This is a genomic window from Ruegeria sp. BHSC223 (assembly GCF_059613025.1).
In genome coordinates this window covers 182,266-207,038 of record NZ_JBXWRR010000005.1, presented here as the reverse complement: position 1 = coordinate 207,038, position 24,773 = coordinate 182,266, and the positions used below count along the sequence as shown (strand labels likewise).

The window sequence follows — 24,773 nt, the reverse complement described above, 5'->3', positions numbered from 1 at the left end:
GGGCTTTCTAGCGTAACCTCATTCAGATTTCACGCGGCAACGGCCAGCACAGTGATAATCAGCCCGCCCCCGCGCGCAAAACGCCCGTGCAGTGTTTCACCCCTGGAAAAGGGCGGTATGTCGGTCTGAAAGGTGGCGGCAAAGCTCTGGCTGACGGGATCGGGCCTGATCGCGATGGCGTCGAAGCCGATCAGGGCGCGGCTCAGCCGGTATTGCGCCTTGTAGGCGCATTCCTTGGCCGAAAAGATCAGCTTGGCCCAGTGCCCGGCCATGTCCTGCCTGGCCAGCCAGTCGCGTTCGGCGGGGATGCAGACGGTCTCCAGCAGGTCCGTGTCCAGTGGCGTGTCGGGTTCCATGTCCAGGCCGAGGAGGCGAATCTCGCCCTCCCATGCGGTGGCGGCCAGACAGGCGGTATCGGTATGGGTGATGCTGCCCAGCAGCCCCGGCGGCCAGACCGGCGCCCGGTCGGTTCCCATCGGGATCGCCAAAGCCGGGGCGCCCAGTTCGCGCAGCGAGAGGCGGGCGGCGGCGCGCCCGGCGGCAAATTCACGCTGCCGTTTGGTGGTGGCGCGGGACAGGGCGGCCAGTTCTTCGGGATAGGCCTGATGCGGCCCGGCGGGGTCGGTCGCGGCCAGCGCCACGCGCGTATCCAGCAGCGGCGCCGCCAGCATCAGCGCCCCGGTGGCCGCCGCCCCTGTCACCGCACCCGTTCCTGCCGGTTGGCCCGCATCGCCCGCCGGCGCGACATGGTGCTGGCGCGTTCCTCGCTGTCGACGGCAGGTGGCGTCGGTTCATCGGGAGCATCGCCTTTTGACAAATGCGCGGCCAGCCCGCCCAGGGTGGGGAAGCGGAAGATGTCGGTGATGGGCAGGGCCGGCACGTTCAGCGCCGCGCGGATCTCGCGATGGGCCTGCACCGCCAGCAGGGAATGCCCGCCAAGGGTAAAGAAGTTGTCATCGGCCCGGATGTCACCGACGCCCAGGATGCGCGACCAGATCGCTGCGATCTGCGCCGCGGCGCCGCTGACGGGTTCCGAGGGGGCGCTGGGTGCGGCGCGCTGCTGCACCGGTTCGGGCAGGGCCTTGCGGTCGATCTTCTTGTTGGGCGTCAGCGGAAACGCGTCGAGCGTCACGATATGTGCGGGCACCATCACCTCGGTCAGGCGCGCAGCCAGATGCGCGCGCAGGGCAACATCCGAGACCGGCCCGCCGGTGGTGACATAGCCCACCAGCCTTGTGTCGCCGCCCATCTCACGCGCAATCACCACCGCGCCGGTGACACCGGGATAAGAGGCCATCGCCGCCTCGATCTCGCCCAACTCGATCCGCTGGCCGCGGATCTTGACCTGATGGTCGCTTCGCCCCAGGAAATCGAGCTGCCCGTCGGCCCGCCAGCGTACCAGATCGCCGGTGCGGTACATCTGCGGCGCGGCGGTCACCGTGAGCCCGGCCTCGGCGGCAAACGGATCGCGCGGGAACCGCTCGGCGGTCAGTTCGGGGCGCTGCCAATAGCCGCGTGTCACCCCCTCGCCGCCGATATGCAGCTCTCCGGGCACGCCAATGGGGCAGGGTTGTCCGCTGCCGTCCAGCACATAAACGGTGGTATTGGCGATGGGCTGGCCGATATCGACCGTGCCCTCGGTCCGGGGCGGCACCAGCGCACAGGTGGACCAGATCGTGGTCTCGGTCGGCCCGTACATGTTGAGAATGCGGGCGCCGGTCGCCTCGCGCAGATCCTCGACCAAGTCGCCCGGCAACGCCTCGCCGCCCAGCAGCAGGTGTTTGACCCGGCCAAGCGCCATGCGCGCCTCGTCGTTCATGGCGATCATCCGCGCCATCGAGGGCGTGCATTGAATATGCGTCACCCCATGGCGCACGATCTGGGCGGCCAGCGAGAAATCATCCTCGGCCAGCGCGCTGGGCGCGCGCACCCGTTTCAGCACCTCGGCCAAGGGTTTCAGCCCTTCGAGCACCACGGCGGGGTCGATGCCATAGTCGATGAGGCAAGCCACCTCGTCCACGCCGATGCGTTTGAGCTGTTCGACGCGGGCCACGGCATCGTTGATGGTGCCGAACAGCCCCGAGTCCTCGAAATACCGCTCGAAGGCGAAATCGAGGATCGCTTCCAGCTCGTCGCCGCTCAGCACGCCCAGATCCATTTCAAAGGCGTTGGTCACCCCTTTGGGTTTCTTGAAGGCGGGGAAGGCCCAGGCATATTGCTTGATCAGCCCGGCGGCCGAGCGCAGGTAATCCTTCATCGGCTCGCGCGCGATGCGCGCGGCCTCTTCGCGGGTGTCGGCCAGATAGGTGTGCAGCATCAGCGTCACCTTGAAATCGGCCGGGTCATGGCCCGCCTCGCGCAGGGCGGCGTGATAGATGCGGATCTTGTCGGCCACCTCGTCGATGCTCTGGCCCAGAAGGTGGGTCAGCACGTTGGCGCCGATGGCCCCGGCCTCGCGCCAGGTCTCCGGGTTGCCCGCCGTGGTGACCCAGAGCGGCAGTTCCTTCGACACCGGGCGCGGCTGGGTGACGACCGAATGCATGGTGCCATCGGCCTTGGCGAACTCCACCGCCTCGCCGCGCCAGAGCTTGCGCAGGGTTTCGATGGTTTCGAACATGGCGGGCTTGTTGCGCGGCGGGGTGTTTTCCGGGCGCAGGATGAAATCGTCAGGCTGCCAGCCCGAGGCGATGCCAAGCGCCGCGCGCCCGCCGGTCAGGTTGTCGATCACTGCCCATTCCTCGGCGATGCGGGAGGGATGGTGCAGCGGGGCCACGCAGGACCCGGCGCGCACGCTGAGATTTTTTGTCACCGCAGCCACCGCCGCGCCGGTCACCGAGGGGTTCGGATAGGGGCCGCCAAAGGCGTGGAAATGCCGTTCCGGCGTCCAGACCGCGTTGAACCCGTGCGCGTCGGCGAATTTCGCGCCTTCGAGCAGCAGTTCGTATTTCTTCGGCCCCGGCCCGTCGTCATTGCCCCAATACATCAGGTTGAAGTCGATCGGCCGGTCACTGACCGCGATTGGGCCTTTCGAGACTTCGGCGCGGTTCTCGTCGGAACTCAGCACCACCTTGAAGCCGCGCGCCAGCGTCCAGAACAGTTCCAGCACCGAGATGTCAAAGCTCAGCGAGGTGACCGCCAGCCAGACGCCGCCATTGGCATGGTCGATGCGGTCGTCCATCCCGGCAAAGAAATTGGCCACATTGCGGTGTTCGACCATCACCCCCTTGGGCGTGCCAGTCGAACCTGACGTGTAGATCACATAGGCCAGATCGTCGGCGCTGGCACCGCCATCGACATTCTCGGGTTGTCTGGCATTTGTCAGCGGGCCAAGGTCGAGGATCTGCGCCTGCGTGTCGGGCAGGCTTTGTGCGCGGGCGCCATTGGTCACGATGATCGCGGCGCGGCTGTCGCTGACATAATGGGCGATGCGGTCGGCCGGATAGGCGGGGTCGAGCGGCACATAGGCGCCGCCCGCCTTGAGCGCGGCCAGCGCCGCAATCAGCAATTCGGGGCCGCGGTCGAGATAGATGCCGATATGGCTGCCCGGACCGGCGCCCATTTCACACAGGCGGGCGGCCACCGCATTGGCGCGGGCATTGAGGGCGGCGTAGCTGAGCGTTTGCCGCTCAAAGACCAGCGCCGGGGCCTCGGGTGTGCGGGCGGCCTGATCCTCGAAAGCATGGTGTATGGTCAACGCCCGGTCGTAATCGCGGGCGCTACGGTTCCAGTCGCTGATCATGGTCGAGCGTTCCGACGCCGGCAGAACCGGCAACGCGGAGACGGTATCGGTGTCGCGCGCGCAGCCCATCGCATGCATCGCGGTTTCCAGCCGCCGGGCCAGGATCTCGGTCTGGCGCGGGTCGAGCCGCGCGGCATCGGCAAAAAGCGTGGCCTGCCCCTGGTCCAGCGCCACGGTCAGTACCGCCCCCGGAACCGGCCCGGCGCCATCCAGCGCCAGCGCCACTTGTGGTATGGTCCTGTGGGAAATGCGCGGGTCGCGCAGCATCAGGTCGGCGGGGGGCGCGCCCGTGGCGCGGGCGGCTTCGGCCGTATGTTCGACCCAGCCGATCAGGTCGGCGCGGGTCGAGGTCAGCGCCGCCTGCAAAGGCACCCAACCGCTGACATAGCCGTTTGCGGCGGCCTGCTGCATGGCGCCGGTGGTCAAGGCCAGATCGCCGTAGTCCTCACCGCTGCTCCGCAAGGCCCAGACGACGACCGAGGCCATCAGAGCGGCTTCGCCCAGGCCGTGTGGAACCGAAAGACGGTGCGGCGCGGGTGTGCCGGACGTGTTACCGATGGCCAGCGGCACCGGCAGCGGCCGCATCGCAGTGAGGGCGACATGCCAGTGTCGTTCGGCGGGCAGGGCGGCAGCCAGCGCGCGGCCCAGAGCCTCGCCCTCGGTGGCAGAGAATGCGGGCAGGCGCTGCCCCTTGGGGGCAAGTTCGGCCAGATCGACCGGCAAGCCGTCCAGAGCGCGCAGTGCACCCAGCATCAGATCGCCTTCGCCACAGGCCAGGTGGAGGCTGTCGGCAGTTGTGGAAAGAACGGTTCCGGGCAGGGCGCCCGAACGTCCCTCGGCCCGGGCCTGACCAACAGCCAGCACCCGCCCGCCAGCCACGATCTTGGCGCAGGTCAGCGGGTTGGCATAGTCGCCGAAATCAAGCGCGCGCACCAGCGCGGCCAGCGTCGTGGCGGGTTTGGTGAAGTCCAGCCGCCCGGCGGCGGCGGGCCGGGCGTCGCGTCCGAAATAGCTGCGCTGGCTCAGATCCTGCGCTTGCCGTTCGAGCCCCTGTTCCAGCTGGTCGGCCACCCGTGCGAAACTGTCCAGCGCCGCGCCATAGCACTTGGAGTTCAGCGAAAACGCAGTGTCATCCTCGACGATGTCGAACATCTGTTGCGCCAGGATGTCGCCCTCGTCGATGCCGCCTTCGATCAGATGCCAGGTCACGCCATAGCGGGTTTCGCCCGCCATCAGCGCCCATGCCGGCGTGTTCAGCCCGGCATAGCGCGGCAGCGGTCCGTCGTGAAAGTTCACGGCCCCCCGGCGCGGCAGGGCCAGCACCGCCTGCGGGATCACCCGGAGATTGGCGATCGACAGCAACCAGTCGAACCCGGCGCCCGCGAGATGCGGCTCCAGCTCCGAGATCTCGCGCATATGGGCGAGGCCCTTGCCCCGCGCCCAGGTGGCGATTTCGGCATCGGTGGAAACGACGGCGGCGATCTGGTGCCCGCGGTCGAGCAGCATCTCGCTGCAACCGATCAACAGGGATTCGTTTCCGATCACGACATGGGTCAGGCTCATCTGCTATCCTCCGGGATGGCGGTAACTGGGGCGGGGGCGGTACGTGACCGGCCCAAAGCGGCGCGCAAGGCATGGCTGACCAGATCGGTCAGGAAACGGTCGGGGTCGGCCTGCGGCTTGGCCTGTACCAGACGGCGCAGGCGCCAGATCGCGGCACCGGTCACCAGCGCCAGCGTGGCACCCGCCGCATAGGCCCGCCCATGGGTCTTGTGGTAATAGTGAAGCCGGGAATCGAACCAGTATTGCGGGGTCCGGTTCCAGCTTTTCATGCCGGTGCTGGCCGAGCCGATATGAACCACACCCACGTCAGGCAGGTAATGCGTGCTCCAGCCCTCGGCCTGGGCGCGATGGCAAAGATCGGTTTCCTCGAAATAAAGAAAGAATCGCTCGTCGAAACCACCGGTTGCCGCGATCACCTCGCGCCGGATCATCAGGCTGGCGCCCGAGGCCCAGTCGACCCTTGTGCGCCGCGCGGGCAGGGGGGGCGCGATGATATGGTCGCGCAGCAGGCGGCTCAGCGGGCCGGTGCGGGCGGCGGCCTCGAACTCGCCCGCGGCGGTGGGAAAGCGAAAGGCAGTGCGGTGCGGATCGTCGTCGATGCCGCGCACGGCGCTGGCGGCCAGACCGGCATCGGGGGTTTCCAGCAGGAAATCGCGCAGGCCGCGGATGCAGCCCGGATCGGGCCATGCGTCCGAATTCAAGAGGTAATAGAAATCGGGTGCGGCCCCGTTCGACAGACCCGCGTTCATGCCCACGTTCATCCCGGCGCCAAAGCCACCATTGCGCCCGCTTTGCACCAGCCGCAGCTTGCCGCTGGCGAGCCAACCATAGTCGGTGGCGGCCTTGGAAAGCTTCTCGAACGAGCCATCGCCCGAGGCATTGTCGACCACCACGATCTCGCCAGGCAGATCCTGCATCTCGCGCATGGCGGCTTCGCAGGCGCTGATCGTCAGGTCGGGCGTGCGGTAGTTCAGGATGACGGTCAAGACTGTTGCGCTGGTCATGGGATCACTCCGCCGCATGCGGCAGGGCGCCGGCGCTGTCGATGGCGTTGAGCTGGCCGCGCAGATGCTCGGCCAGGACCGAGACATTGGGCACCAGCACCATGCTGTCATGGTCACCGGGCACCTCGATCACCTCGAGTTCCGCGATCCAGCGGCCCCAGTCGTTGTCGGGATAGACATAGTGACGCTCATGATTGACCCAGTTGCCGCCCGACACCTGCCAGAGCCGTTCCAGCGGCGGCCGGAACAGTACCGTCGCACCCTCCCATGGCCGCAGTGCGTAACCCGCAGCCGAGCGCAGGAAGGCGGCCTCGATCCGCGTGTTGTTGAAGGCACCGGCGCCGCCGTCCTGAACCGGGCCGCGCCTGCGCTGCACTTCCCAGGCAAAACGCGCCTTGACCCAATCGACCAGGTAGCGTGGTCCGCGCTGGCGGAACTGTTGCAGCTTGATCAACGCCTTGTCGCGGCGGCCAAGGGATGGGCGCTGCGGCAGCGGGGTGTCGAGCAGTACGAGCAGCGCCACCTCTTCGCCCGCGTCACGCAGCTGTTGCGCGATCTCATAGGCGATGATGCCGCCGCCCGAGAAACCGCCCAGCAGATAGGGGCCATGCGGCTGTACCTGCCGCATCTCGGCGATATAGTCGCGCGCCGCCTCGGGGATGGTTTCATGCGGGGCATCCTCGCCCACCAGCCCGCGCGCCTGAAGGCCATAGACCGTCCGGTCGCGGCCCAGCATCAGCGCCAAGTGTCGCAGGTTGAGCACATTGCCGAACATGCCGGCCACCACGAAGAACGGGCTGGCATGGCCAGCCGCCGCCTGATGCAAGGGCACCACATGGGTCAGCTCGGGTGCGGCGGCCTCGGCTGTTTCCGGGGTATCGCCCGCGCCGCTGCGGCCCAGTCGCGCGTCGATCCGGTCGGCAATGGCGACGACGCTGGGTGCTTCGAACAGCAGCGAAATCGGGAATTCCACCGCAAAGGCGCGGTTGATCTGGGCAAAGAGGCGCACCGCGATCAGGGAATGGCCGCCAAGGTCAAAGAAACTGTCCTGGGTGCCGACCTTGCTGACCCCCAGAAGGGTTTCGAAGAACCCGGCCAAGGTCTTTTCCGTCTCGGTCGCGGGCGCCACATAATCGGTGTCCAACTCGGGTCGGTCAAAGCTCTGCCCGGTTTCCGCAGGGGCTGCGACCTGATCGGCCTCGGCGATCAGCCGGGGCAGGTCGAGCGAACTGACCACCAGTTGCGGCAGCCCGGTGCCCAATGCGCGCACCAGCGCCTCGGCGCCTTCCTCGGCGCGGATGCCCTGGGCGATGTTGTGGTGCAGGCGCTGTTCCTCGGGCGAGAGCGGCGTCGATTTCCGTGCGGGCTCCAGCCCCAGCGTGGCGGCATCCGCATCGGCGCGTTCGGGATCGCTCAGGTCGATGGTGCCCGTCGTGCGCTGCATCTGGAACCCTTCGATCTCGACCAGCACGGCGCCCGAGGGATCGGTCAGGGTGATGTCAAAGGAGGCATGCCCCGCCACCGCGGCCTGATCGGGCGTCAGGCGCATCCAGCTGCGGATTTCGGCCGTCAGTGGCGCATGAACCCGGATCGCGCGGTAGGACACCGGCACCCAGAGCGTTTCGCCATCATAGCCGGCGGCCAGCTCGATGGCCCAGCCGGTGGCCAGGTCGAGCAGGCCGGGATGCATCCGGTAGCCTTTGTCCAGATCGCCGCGATAGGCTTCGGGCAGGGCAAGCCGGGCCAGCCCCTCACCCGTACCGCGCGCAGTGGCGCGCAGCACCTGCCAGCGTGGGCCGAATTGCAGGTGCCGTTCCTGCGGACTGTGCAGCACCGTATCGGGCGCGGCACTCTCTGCCTCGGGGCAGCGGCTGGCGATGGCGGCCAGGTCGAGCGGTTCGGCCTGTGCCTCGGGCGCGGGCACCAGCCGGGCCTGCGCGTTCTGGGCGTAGCCGCCACCGGGCAGCGCGCTCCAGACGGAAAAGGCGACGCCGTCCGGCGCGTCCTCCAGCCGGACCACCACCTCGCGCGGGGTGCCGTTCACCCTGAGCGGGCGGAAGAAATAGAGATCGCGGATGTCATAGGGATGGGTGATGCCCTGCGCGTGCAGCGCCTGCGCGGCCAGTTCCAGATAGCCGGTGCCCGGTAGCAGCGCGGTGCCATTGGCGGTGCGGTGTTCGTCGAATACCCAATCCTCGGCGCTCAGCCGCGAGACGAACAGGCGGTTGCCCGCCTCGTCAAACCCTGCCTCGTGCAGCAGCGGCAGCCCGGTCGGGCTGCGTTTGGTGTCGTGACCGGTGCCCAGCCGCGCGGCGCGGGCATCGGCGGCCATGCCGACATCGGCCCAGACCCCCCAGTTGACCGCGACCACCCGCGTTGCGCCGCCCTGCCTGCTGTCGGCAAAGGCGTTGAGATACTCGTTGGCGGCCACGTAATCGACCTGACCCGCCGGGCGGCTGGCGGTCGAGGACGAGGCACAGAGCACCATCAGTTCCAGCACCCCGTCGGGGAAGAGCTGGTCCAGCACCCGCAGCCCGGTCATCTTGGGCGACAGGACACGGTGCAGATCGGTCTCGGTCTTGGCCAATGCGGGGCCGTCCGCAATATGGCCCGCGGCATGGATCACGCCGGTAAGCGCGCCGAACCGGTCCTCGGCCTCGCCCAAGGCACGGCGCATCTGGTCGATATTGGCCACATCGGCGGCAATCGCCATCACCTCGCCACGTTCCAGCGCCTCCAGCTCGGCCAGGGCACGGATGCGACGGCTGGTACGGTCGGCGGGGCTGTGCCCGGACAGCCAGGTGGCGCGGTCGGCGGGCAGCGGATCACGCCCCAGCAGGATCACGTTGGCGCCGTGCTGGTCCATCAGGTGACGGGCCAGCGTCAGGCCGATACCGCCGAAACCGCCGGTGATCAGATAGGTGCCACCGTCGCGGAAGGCAGGCCCTGCGTCAGTCAGCGGCGCCGGGCGGTAACTGCGGCCAAACCGCTTACCATCGCGCCGGGCGGCAATCGAGTTGCCGGGTTCAGCCAGCAACTCTTCGAGCACCGCCGGGGTCAGGTCCTCGTCCTGTTCGGGTGCCGCACCGCGCAGTCGCGCCCAAAGCGGTGGGCGCAGACGGGCGGGCAGTTCGATATCGACGGTCGCGCAGGTCAGTCCCGGCATTTCATGCGGCAGCACCCCCATCGGCCCGGCGATGGTGGCCTTTTCGGGATAGGCCAGCCCCTCGTCGCGCAGCCGCGCCGCGCCCGAGGTAAAGGCGGTGATGTGCAGCGGTCCGGGCAGGTCCACCTGCCCCAGTGCCTGCGCCAGCCAGGTCAGACCAAAGAAGCCGTGCTCCATGTTGCGGTCATGAAAGCTGGAGCCGGGGCGGAACCGTTCATCCTCGGTCACCAGCCAGAAATGGCCGATCCGGTCGGGCAGCCGCTGCTGCTCGGCCAGATCACGCAACAGCAGGTCATAGCCCATCCGCCCCTGTTCGGGCGCGAGCGTATAGCTGCCATCGGTTAGACGGGCATAACTGTCGCCCGAGCGGATGCGGGTGACATGATGCCCGACACCCTCAAGTCTTTGCGCGGCGGCCTCGGCCAGCCCGGTCTCGTCCATGAAGAACAGCCAGTTGCGCGGCGCGACCTCGGCCAGCTCGGTCGCGGTGTCGATGTCGCAATCGGCCAGACGCGGGCGCCAGACCGGACGCCAGCCCCACTGGGTAAGGTCGTCGCTGCGCGCGGGCAGGGCGCGCGGCGCCTCGGACTGCCGGGTGCCGGGCTCGATGAAATAGCGGCTGCGCTGAAAGGCATAGGTCGGCAGGGGCAGGCGGTGGCGAAGCGCCTCGCCCCAGATCTGGGGCCAATCGGCCTCGACCCCGCAGGCCCAGAGCCGGCCGATCACGCCCAGGAAATAGGCATCATCGGCAATGTCCTGATCGGGGTGGCGCAGGCTGCTTAGCACCTGACCGGGCGACACGCCGGGCGACATCTGTGCCAGCGAGCTCAGCGCCTTGCCGGGACCCACCTCCAGGAACACCTGGTCGCGACCCTCGGACAGGGCGTCGATGCAATCGGCGAAATGGACGGTGTTGCGCAGCTGTGCGACCCAGTAGTCGGGGTCGGTGGCCTGGGCCCCTGTCAGCACCGCGCCGGTGCGGTTGGACTGGATCGGGATTTGCGGCGCGCCCAGCGTCAGGCCGCGCAGGAAATCGCCGTACTCCTTCAGGATCGGCTCCAGCATCCGCGAATGGGCGGCAATGTCGATCTGGATGCGCTGATACTCGACCTCGCGGGCCTTCAATACCTCGGCCAGCCCGTCCAGCGCCGCTTGCGGGCCGCTGACGGCGGTCAGGCGCGGGGCATTGACGCTGGCAATGTCCAGATCCTCGCCGATCAGCGCCTGTACCTCGTCCAGCGGCAGCGAGATCGACAGCATGCCGCCCGGCGCCACGGTGTCAAACAGCCGTCCGCGCAGCAGCACCAGGTCGATGCAATCCTCGAACCCGATCACACCGGCCAGACAGGCGGCGGTATTCTCGCCCATCGAATGGCCGACCAGGGCTGCGGGCCGCACGCCCCAGCTGAGCCACAGCTGCGCCAGCGCATATTCCACGATCATGATCAGCGGCAGCTGCACCGAGGGCTGTTGCAGCCGGGCGTCTGCTTCGGCGGTATCGCCGTCGGGCAGCCAGATGGCGCGGATATCGTAGTCGAGGCTCTTTTGCAGATGCTCCAGCCCCCGGTCCATCCATTCGGCAAAGACCGGCTCGACCTCGTAAAGGTCGCGCGCCATGCCCGCATATTGCGCCCCGCCACCGGGGAACATGAACACCACATCGGCCCCGGCCCCCAGCGCGTCATGGGTGAACACCCGGCGCGGATCGCCCTGCTCCAGCAGGTCGGCGGCTTCAAGCGCGGTTTCGGCCACCAGCACGCGGCGTTTCTCGAACCCGCGACGGCCCTCTTTCAGCGTATAGGCCACATCGGCCAGATTGACGTCCGGGTTGGCGCGCAGCCAACCGGCCAGCGCCTTGGCATTGCCATCGAGCGCGGCGCGTGACCGGGCCGACAGGCACAGGATCTGGAACGGAAACTCGCTTTCGTCCGAGGCGGCGCGCTCGGGCGCCTCCTCCAGGATGACATGTGCGTTGGTGCCGCCCACGCCCAGACTGTTCACCGCGCCCCGGCGCGGCCCCTTGTGCGGGGTCCAGTCGGTCAGCCGGTCGTTGACGCGGAACGGGCTGGTGTCGAAATCAATCGCCGGGTTCGGCGCCTCATATCCCAGCGACGGCGGGATCTGTTTGTGATGCAGCGCCAGCGCGGTCTTGGCAAAGCCCGCAACCCCGGCGGCGGTGTCGAGATGGCCGATATTGGTCTTGACCGAGCCGATCCTGCAAAACCCGCTCTCGGCGGTCTGTTCGCGATAGGCCTGGGTCAGGGCCGACACCTCGATCGGGTCGCCCAGATAGGTGCCGGTGCCGTGGCATTCGACATAGTCGATGGTCTCGGCGGGCACATCCGCCGCCTTCAGCGCGGCGCTGATCGCCTGCGCTTGACCGCCGACCGAGGGGGCCAGATATCCGGCCTTGTCGGCGCCATCATTGTTGATGGCGCTGCCCTTGATCACTGCCCAGATATGGTCGCCATCGGCCAGCGCGTCCTTGAGCCGTCGCAGCGCCACCACGCCCGCGCCCGAGCCGAACACGGTGCCCTGCGCCCGGTGGTCGAAAGCGTGGCAATGGCCATCGGGGCTGAGGATTTCGTTTTCCTTGTAAAGGTACCCGCGCCCCTGCGGCAGTTCGATGGTGGACCCGCCCGCCAGCGCCATGTCGCATTCGCCCTCGCGCAGCGCCTTGCAGGCATAGTGGATCGCGACCAGCGAGGTGGAACAGGCAGTCTGCACGTTCACGCTCGGCCCGTGCAGGTCGAACACATGGCTCACGCGGGTCGACAGGAAATCCTTGTCGTTGCCGGTGTGGCGCAGCAGGAACATGCCCACATCGTCGACCAGGCCGGGGTTCGAGCAGATGTTGAAATAGAAATAGCTGCCCATGCCGCAGCCGGCATAGACGCCGATCGGCCCGGCGATGGTCTCGGGCGGGTGGCCGGCATCCTCCATCGCCTCCCAGGCGGTTTCCAGGAATTGCCGGTGCTGGGGATCAAGGATGGCCGCCTCTTTCGGTGAGAAGCCAAAGAAATCGGCGTCGAACCGGTCAAACCCGTCCAGCAGGGCTGCGGCGCGGACATAGTTTGGGTCAGCCAACCGGTCGGCGCGCTCGCCCGCTTCTAGCAGCGCCTCGTCATCAAGCGGTTGGATCGACTCGATCCCCGCCCTAAGATTGCGCCAGAATTCTGCCGCCGACTGGGCGCCGGGAACATGGACGGACATGCCGACAATGGCTATGTCATCCTGTTCGAACTTTACTTCACGCGTTGCCATGGCCAGACCAAACGATCCCGTTCGTTCATTTCAGCCCGCCTACCCGCGCTCAACTTAGAGAGAGCGGTTTGGGGTCGAAAGCCTCGAATTTTACTTTTCTTACCTGAGTTATGCTTAACCATCTGTATTTGTGACACAAACTTTAACGGGTTTCGAATGTGTTTGCTGCAGCTTTGCGAACAAACCCGTTTCTTTCTGGTTTTTGTGGCCTGAATGAGGACGATTGTTGATCAATTGAGGCGGAACCACCGATCGGGTCGGTCACAACACGGGCCGAGCTTCATCAGCAGGCATATGCCCGCCAAAGACCGTCGCATTCTCTCTCGGGCTAGGCAAAGGTCGCTTTAGCGGGCGCCGCAATTGTTCTACGTACCCCAGCACCGCCCCAGCGCAGAGCCAAGTGAAGGGTGTCAGAGTGTCATTCAGCAGCATGTCGGTCATCGTGGCGGCTAGAATCAAGACCAGCGGTGCGGCGAAATCCGAGATCTCGGCAGAGTTTGTCTTGCGAGATTGCCTGGCCATCATGATAATTGGTGCGGCAAGAAGGCCCATCTTTGCAATATACCCGACCCAGCCAAAGGTCCCGAAGGCGATGATCCATGCGCCGTCAGGAATGCTGACTATCTGCCCGGTCTGGCTATCCAGGACCAGATTTCGATTCCAACCTCCCCATCCGAACCAAGGTTTCAGATGCGCCCGCTCCAACAACTGCTCCTCGTTGGTGAAGCGGAACTCCAGAGATTGTGCGCGCTCGGTGCTGATCGCGGCTGCGCGTTCAAGAATGGCATCCAGCGGTATCGCTCCGATATTGCGCAGCGCCGGATAGGCGATCGCCAGCGCGGCAATTCCTAGCGCGATGCGCAGCACCGTGTTGGGACGTAGGAACAGCAGGACCGGCGACAACGCCAGACCATAGCCCAGCGCCGCGAGGCTCTTGCAGGCGTTGAGAACCAGCAGCAAATAGACCAGCGCGGCGGTCCAGCGCTCGCGGTTCTTGCCGTGACTGTGCCGTGTCAGTGCCGTGGCAGATAGCACGGCGGTCGTCATGAAGAAGGCCAACCAAAGCCCGTGGGGCAGGAACACGATTGGACGGAAACCACCTTCGCGGATCATCTGGTTAAAGTCGTGCTGGAAGAAGCCGTAGACGTAGATGTTCAGCACCGGGGCGAAGATAATCTCGAAGATCGACGGTAGCGAATAGGCCAGTCCTGCTGCCGCCATGGCCAGCACGAGATTGCGTAACCCGGCCTCGTCCGCCAGATGCGCGCGTCCTAGGAAGAACGGCAACAAGATGATCAACTGGCTTAGAATAATCGACAAGATGTCGCGTAGCCCCATGCCTGGCACGTAGTTGGTAAAGAACCGTATCGGCCCGGCCTGCAGCGCCATCTCAAAGATCAGCGGTTCGCGATTGGTCAGCACTGTAGGCACCGCACACAGGACAAAGCTGAAAAGCAATACCCTTACCGGCCAACTGTCGGGCAGAAGCGGTATCCGTTTGCGCGCGACAAAAAGACAGGCGAGGAAGGTGGCGACCGAGGCGATGGAATCCTTGTTCATCGACGGCACCAGGGGCAGGTCGAACTCGGCCACCGGGGGCAGAATAAGATAGCCCCCCAGAATACCCCAGATGATTGCGCGTTGCAGCGGCAGGCGCGTGAACAGGAACGCGCAGGCAATCGGCCACAGCATCAGCATCAGATAGGCGACGGGATTGGGCATCTGCTCCTGCCTTGTGGGTCGCATGTGGATGGGCAAGCCTATCAGGGCTCGGCCCGCTTGTCCCGGGGGTAGCGCGCGAATGCGGCGATCCGGTGGCAGGATCGGTTCGCTTTCGCAGCAGGGGCTGGCCTGAGGACGCGTCGGCGGCTAGTCAAGGCGGGGGCAGTCGGAGGCAGGTCGATGGAATTCAGTTTTGGCGAGGACAGGGTGACGGTCAACATGCCGACCCGCGACGCCCTGATGGGCGAGGTGGGGCGCCGGTTTCGCGCGGGCGAGGGGTTTGCGCTGGCGACGATCAACCTCGATCATCTGGTCAAGCTTGGCAGCGACCCTGTCTTTGCCCGCGCCTATGCCGGGCAGGATCTGGTGGTGGCCGATGGCCGGCCCATCGTGGCGCTGGCGCGGTTGGCGCAGCGCCCGGTCGAACTGATGCCGGGCTCGGACCTGGTGCGCCCGCTCTGCGCGCTGGCTGCGGCCGAGCGGGTGCCAGTGGCGCTTGTGGGTAGTTCTGAGGTGGCGCTGGGGGATGCCAAGCGCGTGCTCGAGGCCGAGACGCCGGGACTGGACATCGCCTGGACCCATGCGCCCGAATACGGGTTCGACCCCGAGGGCGCGGCGGCAGAGGCGATCCTGAAGGAACTGGCCACGCGGCGTATCGGCCTGTGTTTCCTGGCACTGGGCGCCCCCCGACAGGAACGGCTGGCGCTGCGCGGGCGGGCCCTTGCGCCGGGCGTTGGCTTTGCCTCGGTGGGGGCGGGGCTTGATTTCCTGGGCGGTCACCAGCGCCGGGCGCCGCAGTGGATGCGGAAGCTGGCGCTGGAATGGCTGTGGCGGATGTTGACCGATCCGCTGCGCCTTGCGCCGCGCTACGCGCGTTGCGCGGCGATTCTGCCCGGCCACATGGTGCGGGCGCTGCGGTTGCGCGGGCGCTAGGCTCAGAACCCCAGCAGCCCGGCCTGGTCCACAGCACCTGTCAGGAATGTGTCGGCGTCGCTGACCGGTCGCCAGCCCAGCGCGGCTTGTGCGCCCGAGATGTCGAACCGGCTTTGATGCGCGCGCGACAGCCAGTCGGCGCGCGAGGGGCGGGTCAGCCCGCTGCGCCCCAGAACCCGGGTCTTGAGCTGGAACTTGACCCAGTCGGCGGCATACATCAGCGACAGGTTGCCGCCGCTCACCCGGATGCGGGCGCCCAGCCGGTCATGGATGGCGTCGAAATAGTCGCGCGCGCTCAGGATCGGCGGGCCGACCAGGTTGAAGGCGCGGCCTTCGATCCCTTCCGCCTCGGCGCAGCGGATCAGCCCGTCGACGCAATCGCCGATCAGCACAAAGGGCAGCGGGTTGCGCCCGTTGCCCCACAGCCGCACCGCCCCGGCGCCGTGCCAGCGCCCGATCCCCCAATGTTGCAGCGGCCCGCCCGCACCCAGCACGATGCCCGGACGCGCGATCACCAGCGGCAGGCCGCTCTTGCGGTGCAGTGCCATCAGGCGGCGTTCGCATTCGGCCTTGGAACGGGCGTAGAGGTTGCGGTCTTCCATCTCGCCCGGCAGCGGTGTGGCATCGGTGATCGTCACCGCCGGATCGGACATGTCGAAACTGGCGATGGTGCCGGTATAGACCAGCCGCCGCACCCCTGCCGACAGTGCCGCCTCGCCGATGCCCTCGGCCACGGCGACGTCGTTTTGCAGGCAATCCTCCCAACTGCTGTCGGTGGAGCGCGCAAGGTTATAGACCGTGTCGATTCCCGCCATCGCCCGGGCCAGCCCCTCGGTATCGCGCAGCGACAGCGAGACGGTTTCGACCTGATCGGGCAGATCGGCAAACGGCCCCTGCCGCCCGCGCGAGATCACCCGCACATCGTTGCCGCGCGCCACCAGTTCGCGGGTCAGCGCCCGACCGATGAAGCCGGTGCCACCGATCACCATCGCGCTGGGCGCCGGTTTGCGGCTGGGTTTGGCGGGCACCGGCGCGGGCCAGTCCGCCTTTGCCAGCACCGCATCAAGTGCTGTCATCACCGCCACGGCGGAACTGCCCGACCAGCGCGGATCGGCGGGGGCATTTCGCGCTACCGGCTCCCAGATGCCCTGGGCGAGGCCGCGAAAGCTGAGTGCGTAAGGCGATTTGCGATTGAACGAGGTCAGTTGCCGGGCCGCGTTTGTGCTGCCCTGGGTCAGGTGTTGACCGGCCAGCGACAGCTGGCGCAGCAGCGGGTTCGCCACCAGATCGGCGGTGTTCTCGGCGTCGATGATCAGCGTGTCGGCGGCCAGGTCCAGCCGCGCCCGCGCCGAGGACCCGCGGATCGTCACCGAGCGGTCATCGGCGGTTTCAACCAGCGACAGGATCAGCACCAGCTCGACCTCGCCCGCCCGTGCCAGGATACGCCAGCCCTGCGGCCGGGTGCCCGCGCCGGGCAGCGCCACCGGTTTGGACAGCGCCACATGTTCGATCTCGGGCAGGCCGAACAGGTCGATTACCAGGCTGATCAGATGCGGGCCGAATTCCAGCATCAGGTTGCGGGTATCGCGCAGCGGCCAGATGCCGAACGGCCCCGCCCTGAGCGGTCCGAACGGATAGCACCAGCGGATCTCGGCGCCCGAGACACGGCCCAGCGCGCCGCGCCGTATCTCGCGTTTCAGCCGTGTGTACGACGGCAGGCCAAGGAAGTTGTGGCCCGCGTGAAAGCGGCGGTTCGCGGCGCGCGCGACATCCTCGATCTCTTGCGTTTGGGCGGCGTTCAGCGCCACCGGTTTCTCGACCAGCACATGCAGGCCCGCGCGCAGGCATTGCAGTGCCAGCGGGTGATGCAGGTCGGGCGGCGTCAGGATATGCACCCCGTCGCACAGACCGGCGCCGATCAGGTCGTCCAGATCGCCAAAGGCACGCGCGCCATGGGCGGCGGCCAGCCCCTCGGCCAGGTCCAGATTGGGGTCGCAGACGGCAGTCAGTTCGACACCCGGCACCGCGCGCAAGGCATCCGCGTGCCAGGCGGCGATATAACCGGCGCCGATCAGTCCGATGCGGAGGGGGGACGTGGTCATGACACTCTCACTGATACTCGATGATCCGGGGGCGGCGGCGCGCAAGATGCGTCAGCCAGTATTTGCCCATGCCGATCAGGTTGGGGAACTTCGACAGGGTCAGCAGCAGCGCCTGTTTGCGGGCCTCGGCGGCGGGCATCCCCTCGGCGCGCAAGCCCTTGGTGCTGCGCAGCCACGACAGCGCATAGAGCAGCGCCACCAGCACCGGCACCGCCGGGCCCTTGGCGGCGCCAACCAGCGCAATCACCGGCAGGACAAGGCCCCAGGCCAGCACCCGGCGTTGTTCGGTACGAAAATGTCCGGGATGACGTAGGCCAACTTGTGCAAAACCATGGCCTGCACGAACGGCGCGTCGCCACCATTGTGCAAAGCGGGTCATGGCGGCGTCATGCCGCGTCATCTCCAGCGGCAGGCGTTCCAGCTGCCAGCCGGCGCGCGCCAACCTGAGGCAGAAATCGTCATCCTCGGCGGCGATCACCGTGGGGTCGAAGCCACCCGCCTGTGCAAAGGCCTTTGCCCGGACCATCATGTCGCCGCCGCAGGCCACGATCGGCCCGGCTGGACGGCGCCATTCATGGTCGCAGATGCGGTTGTAAAGGCTCGCCTCGGGCGCGATTTCCGAGCGCCAGCCGGTGACAAGGCCCAGCGTGTCGTCCTGGCTCAGCCGTGCTTCGGCGGCGGCCAGCCAGCCGGGAACCAGCGCGCAATCGCCGTCGATGAACTGTACAAAGGGGGCCGGGTCCGTTGCCTGTGCGGCCTCGAACCCCGCATTGCGGGCGCGGGCGGCGCTGAAGGGGATGGACATGTCCAGTTCCACTACCAAGGCGCCCGCGGCGCGGGCGGCGGCGACGCTGCCATCGGTCGAGCCCGAGTCCACATAGATCAGGCGCCGCGCCTGACCGCGTGCAGCGCGCAGGGCGCGGATCAGCCGGTCGCCCTCGTTGCGGCCGATGAGAACCAGATCGACACTCATGACAGGCCCTCGTCGCTCAGCACCGCTTCCAGCAGGTCGCAGGCATGGTCCCAGCTTTGCCCCTGGGCGATCTTGTGATTGCGCGCGGACATGGCGCGCCATTCGCCATCGGGCAGAGACAGGATACGAGCGGCGCCCTCGGCCAGGGCAGCGGCATCCCCCACATCGGCCAGATAGCCTGTCACCCCCGGCTCGATCAGGTCCTCGGCGGCGCCCACGCGGGTTGAAACCAGCGGCGTGCGGCAGGCCATCGCCTCGAGCAGCGGCAGAAAGAACCCTTCGGCGGTGCTGGCACAGAGGAACACGTCGCAGGCGGCATAGATGTCGCGGATCCGCTCCTGCGCGGGGCGCAAGTGAAAGTCAGCACCAGGGGGGAGCGGCATATCCGGCGACACCGGTTCGGCGCCAAAGGCCACCACATGCAGGTCGGGGAAGCGTTGTCGGAGCAGGACAATCGCGGCCAGTGCGGTATCCGACCCCTTGATCGGGTACGGGCTGTAGAGAAACCCGACCGTGGGACGGGTCGCCTTGCCCCGTTCGGGTGCGTGGAACTGGGTCAGGTCGATGCCATTGGGCACCAGCCGCGCGTCGCTGCGGCCATAAGTTTGGCGCAGAATCCCGTCCAGCCAGTTCGAGATCACGATGGGGGTCAGCGGCAGGTAATAGGTGGCGCGCGAGATCTGCCAAGGCAGGAAATCATGCACCTCGTGATGCTGGATCAGATAGAACTTGCGCCCCTTTTCGGGCGGCATCGCGGCGGCGGCAAAGGCGGTCTCCCACCAGGTCGCCACGATCACGTCCGCATCGGGGATCTCATCCGGGTCGATTTGGAAATCGGCCCGCGCGGTTTCGATCACCGGCAGGTCCAGCGTGTCGAGATGGCCGGGTGGCTCTGGCGGGTTGGGGGTCTGTCCGCGCAACAGGGCGCGCAGTTTCTGCCGGCGGCTGGGCTGTGCCCGGGCCGGGGTGACGATGGTCACCTCATGTCCGCGCGCTTTCAGCATGCGGGCATAGATCGCAATCACGCGCAGGCCGCCCGAAAGATTCGAGCGTGGGCTGAGAAACGTGATGCGCACCGGGTCTGCTCTCCTTGGTCTGATCCGCGCGGATTGCCCTGTCCTAGCATGGGGACCGGGACTGGGGAGTGAAAATCTCTCGTTTCGCCTCGATACCGCTGCCGGGGTACGGTTTTGCGACGCGACTGTGACCAATCCGGGGCAGGGGGCGCTGTTTTTAATTTGACACCTAAATTAAATCACGCAAAGCTCTGGCAACAGCTGGGGAGGCGACATGTTCATAGGGCTCGATCTGGGCACATCGGGGGTGCGCGCGGTACTAGTGCGACCGGATGGCAGCGTGCTGGAGAGTGCCGAGGCCGGATTGCAGGCCAGTCACCCGTATCCGGGTTATAGCGAGCAAGCGCCCGCCGACTGGGTCGCGGCGGCGCGCTCGGCGCTGGTTTCGCTGGCGCAGCGCCATCCGCTTGCGATGGAGCGGGTCGAAGGGTTGGGCCTATCGGGGCAGATGCATGGCGCGGTGCTGCTGGATGAGACGGGCGCGGTGATCCGGCCCGCGATCCTGTGGAATGACAGCCGCAGCTTTGTCGAGGCGGCCGCGCTGGACGCGGCGGAGGCGGTACGGAACCTGTCCGGCAATATCGTCTTTCCCGGCTTCACCGCGCCTAAGCTGGCCTGGCTGGCTCGGCATGAGCCTCAGTCTTTCGCCCGGGTGACCAAGGTGCTGCTGCCCAAGGATTATCTGGCCTATTGGCTGACAGGCGAAATCGGCACCGAGATGTCCGACGCCGCCGGAACCGCCTGGCTCGATGTGGGCGCGCGCGCCTGGTCCGACCGGTTGCTCGAGGCAGGTGGGATGCGCCGTGACCAGATGCCGGACTTGCGAGAGGGAACCGGGATTGTGGGACCTGTACGCCGCGACCTCGCCGCAGATCTGGGCCTGCCCGGTGGCGTGCAGGTGGTGGCGGGCGGGGCCGACAATGCCGCCGCCGCCTGCGGCGTGGGCGCATTGGCCGAGGGCGACGGCTTTGTCTCGCTGGGCACCTCTGGCGTTCTGCTGGCGGCGCGAAACGGGTTTTACCCGGACCCTGCCAGCGCGGTGCATACCTTCTGCCACGCGGTGCCGGGGCGCTGGTACCAGATGGGCGTGATCCTGGCCGCGACCGACAGCCTGAACTGGCTGGCCCGGATCACCGGCGCCGAGCCCGCGACCCTGACCGCCGAGTTGGGCGCGCTGGACGCGCCCGGTTCCGTGCGGTTCCTTCCCTATCTCTCGGGCGAGCGGACCCCGCACAACGATGCCGCCATACGCGGCGCCTTCCTGGGTCTCGACATCGCCCAGACCCGCACCGACCTGACCCGCGCGGTTGTCGAAGGCGTGAGTTTTGCCCTGCGCGACAGTCTCGACGCGCTGCGCGCCACAGGGGCAGACCTGCCGCGCCTTCTGGCGATCGGCGGCGGCACCCGCTCACGCTATTGGGTCGAACTGCTCGCCACCGTGCTGGGCCTGCCGCTCGACCTCGCCCAACAGGGCGAGAACGGCGCCGCGCTGGGCGCGGCGCGGCTGGCCATTTGCGGCGTCACCGGGACCGACCCGGAACAGGTGATGACCCGCCCACCCATCGCCGAAACCATCGACCCCCGCGCCGACCTGCTGGAGGCCTATGCTCAGGCCCATGCCGATTTCGCCGCCACCTACCCCAAGCTGAAAGTCCTGCCATGACCGAGTTCTTCGCCGATATCGCCCCCGTCCGTTTCGAAGGACCGGACAGCGCCAACCCGCTGGCCTTTCGCCACTATGACCCCGACGAAATCGTCATGGGCAAGCGGATGGAGGATCACCTGCGCTTTGCCGTGGCCTATTGGCATTCCTTCGCCTGGGAGGGGAACGACCCGTTCGGTGGCCAGACCCTGATCCGCCCCTGGCAGCCGCAGGACGACATGGCGCGCGCCAAGGTCAAGGCCGATGCGGCGTTCGAGATGTTCGATATTCTGGGCGTGCCCTATTTCTGCTGGCACGATGCCGATATCCGCCCCGAAGCAGCGACATTTGCCGAAAGCTTGAGGAATTTCGAGGAAATCATCGACTATTTCCTTGCGAAAATGGAAAGCCGCAAGACCCGGCTGCTATGGGGTACCGCAAACATGTTCAGCCACCGCCGCTGGATGGCGGGTGCTTCGACCAACCCCGACCCGGACGTGTTCGCCTATGCCGCGGCGACCGTCAAAACCTGCATGGACGCCACCCACCGGATGGGCGGGCAGAACTATGTCCTCTGGGGCGGGCGCGAAGGGTATGAGACGCTGCTCAACACCGATATGGGGCGCGAGCTGGACCATATGGGCCGGTTCCTGAACATGGTCGTGGATTACAAGCACAAGATCGGCTTCAAGGGCGCGATCCTGGTTGAGCCGAAACCGCAGGAACCCTCGAAACACCAGTACGATTTCGACGCCGCCACCTGCATCGGCTTCCTGCGCAAATACGGGCTGGAGGGCGAGGTGAAGTTGAACCTGGAGCAGGGCCACGCAATCTTGGCCGGGCATTCGTTCGAACATGAGATTGCGGTGGCCGCCTCCGAGGGCATGCTGGGCTCCATCGACATGAACCGCAACGATTACCAGTCGGGCTGGGACACCGATCAGTTCCCAAATAACGTGCCCGAGGTGGCGCTGTGCTATTACCACATCCTGCGGGCGGGCGGGTTCACCACCGGCGGCACCAATTTCGACGCCAAGCTGCGGCGCCAGTCGCTCGATGCAACCGACCTGATCGCGGCCCATGTGGGCGGCATGGACATCTGCGCGCGCGGGCTGAAAGCTGCCGCCGCGATGATCGAGGATGGCGGGCTGGAGGCCGCGCTGCGCGACCGCTATGCCGGGTGGGACAGCGACCATGGTCAGGGCATTTTGGAGAGCGATCTGGACAGCCTCTTTGCCCGCGTGCTGGCGGGCGAGATCGACCCGCACCCCCGCTCGGGCCGGCAGGAGAGGCTGGAAAACCACGTGAACCGCTTTGTCTGACAGGGGCGGCATCCGTCGGCACACGCTGGAGGAGGGCGATGTTTCGGTCGCGATCCTGAACCGGGGCTGCATCACCCAGGACTGGCAGGTGCCGCTGCGCGGCACCCGGGTGCCGGTGGTGCTGGGCTATGCCGACCCTGCGGACTATGCGCGGAACCCCCGCAGCCTGGGGATCATCGCGGGCCGGGTGGCCAACCGCATCTCGGGCGCGGGCTTCACGCTGGACGGGGTGCGGTACGACCTGCCCGCCAACGAGGCGCCGAACCATATCCACGGCGGGCCTCAGGGGCTGCATGCGCGCCTGTGGGACATGGAGGCGGACGGCCCCCGCGCCGTGCGCCTGACACACGTGTCCACACATGGCGAGGGCGGATACCCGGGGCGGCTCGACCTGACGGTGACCATCCGTCTGGAGGGGGACGCGCTCATCTATGACATGGCGGCGACCAGCGACCGGCCGACCTTGCTGAACCTGGCACAGCATTCCTATTTTTCGCTGGGGGCCGAGACCTGCCGCGATTTCCACGTGACCCTGCCCGCCAGCCGCTACACGCCGAATGACGCGGCCAGGATCCCCACCGGAGAGGTTGCCCCGGTCGCGGGGCGCCCCTTCGACTTCCGCACCGGGCGGAGCATCGCCGAGGCCGATCCCGCAAGGCAGGGGCTGGACATGAACTTCGTGCTCGACCGGGGGCAGGTGCGGGTAACCGGCAACGGGCTGGCGCTCGAGATCGAGACCGACCAGCCCTGCCTGCAACTCTACACCGGCCACTATCTGAGGCCGGAACACAGCCCGCTGCCGGGCCAGATCCATGCGCCCTTTGCGGGCCTCTGCCTGGAACCGCAGGGCTATCCCAACGCGGTGAACACACCGGGTTTTCCCTGCCCGCTGATCACCCCCGATCACCCCTATCGCCAGCGCACGACAATACGCATTTACGAGGAGGGCGCGGTATGAGACGGCTGATCGCGCTGCTGACCATCGCGGCCAGCCCGCTGCTGGCCGATCCGCTGCCGCGCGCCGATGCGGTCTTTGCCGAACCTGCGATGGAGGCGGTCCGGCTGGGCCAGCTTCTGTTCTATGATCCGATCCTCAGCGGCAACCGGACTGTCGCCTGCGCCAGTTGTCACCATCCGCGTTTCGGCACCTCTGACGGCGTGTCACTGGGCCTTGGCGACGGCGCGCTGGGGATCGGCCCGGACATGCGCCTCGACCCGGAAAACCTGCCCGAACAGCGCATTCCCCGCAACGCGCCAGCACTCTTCAACCTCGGCGCCGAAGAATTCACCCATTTCTTTCACGATGGCCGGCTGGAAAGCGACCCGACACGCCCCTCGGGCATCCGCACGCCGCTGGGCGCGGATATGGAACAGGGCTTTGCCTCGGCGCTGGCCGCACAGGCGATGTTCCCGGTGCTCTCGGGCGACGAGATGGCCGGGCATTACTCGGAAAACGACGTGGCCCAGGCGGTGCGGCAAGGCAGGCTCACCGGCCCAGGCGGGGCCTGGGCAATCCTGGCGGCGCGCATCGAAGCGATCCCCGACTACCGCCGCGCCTTTGACGCGGTCATTGGGCCGCGCCCGGTGACATTTGCCGACATTGCCAATGTGATCGCCGATTTCATGGTATTCGAGTGGCGCGCCGATGACAGCCCCTTTGATCGTTTCCTGCGCGGGCAGGGGGACCTGCCCGAGGCGGCGAAAGCGGGGATGGACCTCTTCTATGGCAAGGCGCAATGCGCGACCTGCCATGCGGGCCAATTCCAGACCGATCACGGGTTTCACGCCATCGCCATGCCGCAGATCGGTCCGGGCAAGGCGGCCCGGTTCGAGCGCCACAATCGCGATATCGGGCGGATGCGGGTGACGGGCGATCCGACCGACGCTTATGCCTTCCGCACGCCCTCGCTGCGCAACGTGACCGCAACCGCGCCCTATGGGCATAGCGGCGCCTATGCCAGCCTGCGTGCGGTGGTCGAACACCATCTGGATCCGGTGGCCAGTCTAGAGGCCTATGATATTGCGTCGGCGCTCTTGCCGGGGGGCGGTTTTGCCAGCGACCGGGCGGTGCTGGACGATCCGGTCGAGATGGCGGCGATTGCCGACGCGAACCGGTTGGAGCCGATCAGGCTGACCGAAGCGGAGGTCGATGCCCTGCTGGCCTTTCTCGATACGCTGACCGATCCGGTGGCGCTGACCGGGCGCCTTGGCATTCCGGACAAGGTCCCCAGCGGTCTCAAGGTGCCGCGATAGATTTTTCGACGAAA

At 67.0% G+C, this 24,773-nt stretch carries 13 protein-coding genes; 5 read left to right on the top strand and 8 right to left on the bottom strand.

The window, feature by feature from the left end:
• Positions 1-29: 29 nt before the first annotated feature.
• The 5 genes from AC2FNY_RS11285 to AC2FNY_RS11265 all read right to left on the bottom strand — a co-directional run bounded on the left by AC2FNY_RS11285 (position 30) and on the right by AC2FNY_RS11265 (position 14,458).
• The gene (locus AC2FNY_RS11285; protein WP_496802504.1) at positions 30-701 is read right to left on the bottom strand and encodes a 4'-phosphopantetheinyl transferase family protein; all 672 of its coding nucleotides are present in this window, start codon (positions 699-701) and stop codon (positions 30-32) included.
• Entirely contained in the window at positions 698-5,302 is a 4,605-nt protein-coding gene (locus AC2FNY_RS11280) for a MupA/Atu3671 family FMN-dependent luciferase-like monooxygenase (RefSeq protein WP_496802503.1), read from the bottom strand. The genes AC2FNY_RS11285 and AC2FNY_RS11280 overlap by 4 nt, the downstream gene beginning before the upstream one ends.
• Positions 5,299-6,306: a glycosyltransferase family 2 protein gene (locus tag AC2FNY_RS11275; protein ID WP_496802502.1), complete on the bottom strand. Its 1,008-nt coding sequence runs from the start codon at positions 6,304-6,306 to the stop codon at positions 5,299-5,301. Before AC2FNY_RS11275 ends, AC2FNY_RS11280 begins: the two co-directional genes overlap by 4 nt.
• A gap of 4 nt (positions 6,307-6,310) precedes the next feature.
• Entirely contained in the window at positions 6,311-12,736 is a 6,426-nt protein-coding gene (locus AC2FNY_RS11270; RefSeq protein WP_496802501.1) for a type I polyketide synthase, read from the bottom strand.
• 261 nt (positions 12,737-12,997) lie between these two features.
• Positions 12,998-14,458, bottom strand: a complete 1,461-nt coding sequence (locus AC2FNY_RS11265; protein WP_496802500.1) for a hypothetical protein — start codon at positions 14,456-14,458, stop codon at positions 12,998-13,000.
• Positions 14,459-14,638: 180 nt separating this feature from the next.
• Here AC2FNY_RS11265 and AC2FNY_RS11260 point away from each other — a divergent pair, with 180 nt between their 5' ends.
• Positions 14,639-15,391, top strand: a complete 753-nt coding sequence (locus tag AC2FNY_RS11260; RefSeq protein ID WP_496802499.1) for a WecB/TagA/CpsF family glycosyltransferase — start codon at positions 14,639-14,641, stop codon at positions 15,389-15,391.
• Between the two features lie 2 nt (positions 15,392-15,393).
• Here AC2FNY_RS11260 and AC2FNY_RS11255 read toward each other — a convergent pair whose 3' ends face one another.
• From AC2FNY_RS11255 to AC2FNY_RS11245, 3 genes are read right to left on the bottom strand one after another with little or no spacing between them, the layout of a single operon-like run.
• Entirely contained in the window at positions 15,394-17,493 is a 2,100-nt protein-coding gene (locus AC2FNY_RS11255) for an NAD-dependent epimerase/dehydratase family protein (protein WP_496802498.1), read from the bottom strand.
• A 7-nt stretch (positions 17,494-17,500) separates the two neighbouring features.
• Complete coding sequence (locus AC2FNY_RS11250) at positions 17,501-18,466, bottom strand: glycosyltransferase family 2 protein (RefSeq protein ID WP_496802497.1); 966 nt, start codon at positions 18,464-18,466, stop codon at positions 17,501-17,503.
• Positions 18,463-19,542 (bottom strand): glycosyltransferase family 4 protein, encoded by a 1,080-nt coding sequence (locus AC2FNY_RS11245; protein WP_496802496.1) that lies wholly within the window; start codon positions 19,540-19,542, stop codon positions 18,463-18,465. The genes AC2FNY_RS11250 and AC2FNY_RS11245 overlap by 4 nt, the downstream gene beginning before the upstream one ends.
• A gap of 214 nt (positions 19,543-19,756) precedes the next feature.
• On the opposite strand from AC2FNY_RS11245, the gene xylB reads away from it, so the two are divergent.
• Genes xylB through AC2FNY_RS11225 form a run of 4 tightly spaced genes read left to right on the top strand, consistent with a single transcriptional unit; the run spans position 19,757 to position 24,759 of the window.
• Positions 19,757-21,205 (top strand): xylulokinase, encoded by a 1,449-nt coding sequence (xylB, locus tag AC2FNY_RS11240; protein WP_496802495.1) that lies wholly within the window; start codon positions 19,757-19,759, stop codon positions 21,203-21,205.
• Positions 21,202-22,506 carry a xylose isomerase gene (xylA, locus tag AC2FNY_RS11235; protein ID WP_496802494.1) on the top strand — a complete coding sequence of 435 codons (1,305 nt, stop codon included), beginning with the start codon at positions 21,202-21,204 and terminating at the stop codon, positions 22,504-22,506. Before xylB ends, xylA begins: the two co-directional genes overlap by 4 nt.
• A complete protein-coding gene (locus tag AC2FNY_RS11230; protein ID WP_496802493.1) occupies positions 22,499-23,464 on the top strand; it encodes an aldose epimerase family protein in 966 nt (321 codons plus the stop codon). Before xylA ends, AC2FNY_RS11230 begins: the two co-directional genes overlap by 8 nt.
• Entirely contained in the window at positions 23,461-24,759 is a 1,299-nt protein-coding gene (locus tag AC2FNY_RS11225; RefSeq protein ID WP_496802492.1) for a cytochrome-c peroxidase, read from the top strand. Before AC2FNY_RS11230 ends, AC2FNY_RS11225 begins: the two co-directional genes overlap by 4 nt.
• Positions 24,760-24,773: the final 14 nt, after the last annotated feature.